The sequence below is a fragment of the Frankia tisae genome, assembly GCF_025403405.1.
GTDB classification, from domain to species: Bacteria; Actinomycetota; Actinomycetes; order Frankiales; family Frankiaceae; genus Frankia; species Frankia tisai.
On sequence record NZ_JANEZT010000493.1, the window covers coordinates 1 to 3943 of the forward strand.

A 3943-nucleotide genomic window follows, 5' to 3' on the forward strand; every position below is an offset into this window, starting at 1 on the left:
GTGCCGTCTCGGCGGACGCCGCGGACAGCCGCCGACCCTATCGACGTATCGCAGGCGCCCAGCAGGACCGACAGGAGAACTGATGGACAACCCGTTCGCGCCGGAGCTGCTCATCGAGGAGAGGGGTCCAGTCCGCCTCGTCACCCTGAACCGGCCGGAGGCGCTTAACGCGACGAACGAGGCGCTGCACCACGCCCTGGTCAGGGTGTGGCGCCACCTGGCGGAGGACCCGGGGGCGCGTGCGGTCGTGCTGACCGGGGCGGGCCGGGCGTTCAGCGCCGGCGGCGACCTCCAGCACTTCGTCGAGCTGTGGGACGACCGCGAGCTGCGCCGCGCCGAGATCGACGGTGCCCGCCGCCTGCTCAACGAGATGGTCGACTTCCCGCTGCCGGTGGTGGCCGCGGTCAACGGCGCCGCGGTGGGCCTGGGCTGCAACCTGGCGGTGTGCAGCGACATCGTGCTGCTCGCCGAGAGCGCGTTCATGTCCGACCCGCACGTGGGCGTCGGGCTCACCGCGGCCGACGGCGGCGCGCCGACCTGGCCGCTGCTCATGGGCATGCTGCGCGCCAAGGAGTACCTGCTGACCTCCGAGCGCATCCCCGCCCACCAGGCCGTCTCGCTGGGCCTGGCCAACCGGGTGGTGCCCGACGCGGAGCTGCTCGACGAGGCGCTGAAGGTCGCCGGCAAGCTCGCCGCCCAGCCGCCGCAGGCGGTGCAGAGCACCAAGCGCGCGCTGAACATGCACATCAAGCGGGCGGTGGCCGGCGTGCTGGAGTACGCCCTCGGCGAGGAGTTCGCCTCCTTCGACACCCCCGAGCACCAGCAGCTCGTGCGCAGCTTCCTCGAGCGTTCCAAGGCCCGCACGGCCGCGGCGGGACGCCCCTCATGACCACCACGACGGCCACCGACCCGACGGCCACCGACCCGGCGGGCATCGATCTGGCGGGCATCGACCCGGCGGTCCTGCGCGACGACCTCGACGCCTACGCCCGTGCGCTGCGCGCGTGGCTGGCGAGCGAGCCGGTGCTGGACCAGTGGCGTGGCCGGCACTACCCGAACACCGAGGAGCGCATCGCCGACCACGGCCGGTTCATGGGCGTGCTGTTCCGCGCCGGCTGGAACCGCTACGGCTGGCCGGAGTCGGCCGGCGGGCTCGGTGGGGACGAGCGCCACCGCGCCATCTTCTACGACGCCCTGTCCGCCGCCGGGCTGCCGATCCCCGCCCCGCACCTGATGCTGGAGACCCTCGGCCCGCCGGTGGTGCACTTCGCCCCCGAGCTCGCCACCGCCTACCTGCCGGCCTACCTGCGCGGCGACGAGTGGTGGGGGCAGGGCTTCTCCGAGCCGGAGGCCGGCAGCGACCTGGCGTCGCTGCGCTGCCGCGCGCGGCGCGAGGGCGACACCTACATCCTGTCCGGGTCGAAGCTGTGGACCAGCCATGGCGCGACGTCGAGCCGGCTGGTGTGCCTGGTGCGCACCGGCACGCCGGAGTCCCGCCACCGCGGCCTGTCCATGATCTTCCTCGACGCGGACACGCCGGGCGTCACCATCCGGCCGATCGCGCTGGCCAGCGGCGAGAACGAGCTCGCCGAGGTGTTCTTCGACGACGCCGTGGTCCCGGCGTCCAACCTCGTCGGCGCCGAGGGCAAGGGCTGGGCCGTCGCGATGTACCTGCTGCAGTGGGAGCGGGCGATGTACGCCTGGATCTGCGCCGCCGACGCGCTGCGCCGGCTGCGGGACCTGCGCGGGCAGGTCGCCACCCGGCTCGCCGCCGGCGCCCGGCTGCCCGACGGCTCGGCCGCGCGCCTGGGCACCGTCTACGAGCAGATCATCGCCCTGCGCTCCCGCAGTGCCGCCACCGTGCGCCGGCTCGCCGCGGGCGACACGGTGGGCCCCGAGGCCAGCGTCGACAAGGTCCTGCTCGCCACCGTCGAGATCGCCCTGTTCGACCTCGCCCGCGACCTGCTGGGCACCGAGTTCGTCCTCGGTGCCACCGACGAGGTCGCCGCCTGGCGCAACGAGTGGTGGTTCTCCCGCTCGGCGACGATCCTCGGCGGCTCCGCCGAGGTCCAGCGCACGATCATCGCCGATCACGTCCTCGGCCTGCCGAAGGAGGCGAAGTGACCAGTCCGGCCACCATCACCGCCGCCCCCACCGCCGGCGCGTCCGCGGAGCCGGCGGGCCTCGACGACGCCACCGCGGAGCTGCTGGCGGGTTCCCTGCGGGAGGTGCTCGCCGAGGGCGGCGACCTCGCCGCGGCGCTGGCGGAGCTCGGTTGGGCGGAGGTACTCGCCGACGACCCGGCCCGCGCCACCACCCTGCTGTTCACCGAGCACGGGCGGGCGCTGGCTCACTCCCGCGTCCTCGACGACGTCCTGCTCGCCGAACTCGCCCCCGCCCTGCCCGCCGCCACCGGACCGCGGGCGCTGCTCTACCCGCTGCACTCCGATCACCCGGCCGACCCGGGCGGGCCGCTGACCGGGCTGCTGCTCGGCCCCCTCGACGGCATCGCCGAGGTCGTCGTCCCGACCGTCCTCGACGCGGGCGACACCGCCGGCGAGCCGGACGCGACCGGCCTGGCCGGGCTCGCCGGCGGCGTCACGCTGCGGATCCTGCCGGCCGAGCTGGTCGCGGCGGCGGCGCAGCCGGTACGCGGCTTCGACACCGCCGCGGGCTGGCTCACCGTCTCCGCCGCGCCGGCGGGACCGGCGGGCCCGGCCACCCCGGCCGGCGACGCGTGGACCCGCGCGGTGGCCGCCGGCCGCCGCGCGCTCGCCGCCGAGATCACCGGCGGCTGCGAGGCGGCGCTCGCGATCGCGGTCGCGCACACCTCGGCGCGCGTCCAGTACGGGCGGTCCATCGCGACCTTCCAGGCCGTGCGCCACCGGCTCGCCGAGGCACACGTGGCGGTCGAGTCGCTGCGTTCGGAGCTGACCGTGGCGTGGGGCAGCGCCGGGCACGCGGACGGCGGCGCCTGGGCGGCGCGGCTGGTCAAGCTGCGTGCCGGCTTCGCCCAGGCCGAGGTCATGCGCCACGCCGTGCAGGTCTGCGGCGCGATGGGGCTGTCGCTGGAGAGCGAGCTGCACCGCTTCGTCGCCCGTACCGCCGCGCTCGACCTGCTGCTCGGTGACCACCGCACGCTGGCCGAACAGCTCGGCACCGAGCTGCTCGGCGGCGCCGAGCTCGAGCCGGTCGTCGCGATCTGATCACCGCCATCCTGGCCGGGCCGGGCGCCCCGTGGGACCGCCCGGCCCGGTCAGGATGGCCGGTCGACGCGCCGAGATGATGCCATGCAACCGCCCGACACCCCCCGACAACGCGTCCCCGCCTCGGTGGCGGATCTCGGACCGCGCGCCGCACGCACCCGACAGGTGATCGTCGACACCGCCCGCGGGCTGTTCCTGCGCCATGGTTACGCGGGCACCAGCGTCGCCGACATCACCGAGGCGTGCGGCATCTCGCGCGCCGGGTTCTACACCTATTTCCGGGACAAGCGGGAGATCTTCGCCGAGCTCGGCCGGGCCGGATACCAGTCCACCCTCGCCGTCGTCGCCCGGCTCACCGCGGTGCCCGACGACTGGCCGACTCCCGCCGTCGAGGAGTGGATCCGGCTGTACTTCATCCATCTCGACCAGCACGGGGCCTTCGCGCTGGCCGCGATGCTGTCCGCGCCGACCGACGTGGCCTTCCGCAACGACTCCCACCGCATCCAGGTCCGCGTCGCCCGCAAGCTCGGCGAGCTGCTGCACGCCCGCCAGCTCGATCCCGCCGGCTCACCGGAGGCGGTCGGCCTGGTCGTGCTCGCGATGCTCGACCGCTGCTGGTACAAGATCCGAGCCACCGAGATCCGGATGGACGAGGCCGACATCATCGCCGAGGCCGCGGCCCTGCTCGTCGCCACGATCCACCCTCGGCTGGCCGGCTGAGTCCTGCGTCTACGTCC

4 protein-coding genes are annotated in these 3943 nt (G+C 74.8%); all 4 read left to right on the forward strand.

Annotation, left to right across the window (positions count from 1 at the left end; genetic code table 11):
• The first annotated feature begins 82 nt into the window (after positions 1-82).
• The 4 genes from NBZ85_RS28655 to NBZ85_RS28670 all read left to right on the forward strand — a co-directional run bounded on the left by NBZ85_RS28655 (position 83) and on the right by NBZ85_RS28670 (position 3926).
• Positions 83-889, forward strand: coding sequence for an enoyl-CoA hydratase/isomerase family protein (locus tag NBZ85_RS28655; protein WP_261554220.1), 807 nt, complete (start codon positions 83-85; stop codon positions 887-889).
• Positions 886-2124: an acyl-CoA dehydrogenase family protein gene (locus NBZ85_RS28660; protein ID WP_261563064.1), complete on the forward strand. Its 1239-nt coding sequence runs from the start codon at positions 886-888 to the stop codon at positions 2122-2124. Before NBZ85_RS28655 ends, NBZ85_RS28660 begins: the two co-directional genes overlap by 4 nt.
• Positions 2121-3206: an acyl-CoA dehydrogenase family protein gene (locus NBZ85_RS28665; protein ID WP_261563066.1), complete on the forward strand. Its 1086-nt coding sequence runs from the start codon at positions 2121-2123 to the stop codon at positions 3204-3206. Before NBZ85_RS28660 ends, NBZ85_RS28665 begins: the two co-directional genes overlap by 4 nt.
• Before the next feature lie 84 nt (positions 3207-3290).
• Entirely contained in the window at positions 3291-3926 is a 636-nt protein-coding gene (locus NBZ85_RS28670; RefSeq protein WP_261563069.1) for a TetR/AcrR family transcriptional regulator, read from the forward strand.
• The last annotated feature ends 17 nt before the right edge of the window (positions 3927-3943 follow it).

Coding starts and splice junctions, on each gene's coding strand:
- NBZ85_RS28655 (WP_261554220.1), top strand. CDS start 83: ATGGACAACCCGTTCGCGCCGGAGCTGCTCATCGAGGAGAGGGGTCCA.
- NBZ85_RS28660 (WP_261563064.1), top strand. CDS start 886: ATGACCACCACGACGGCCACCGACCCGACGGCCACCGACCCGGCGGGC.
- NBZ85_RS28670 (WP_261563069.1), top strand. CDS start 3,291: ATGCAACCGCCCGACACCCCCCGACAACGCGTCCCCGCCTCGGTGGCG.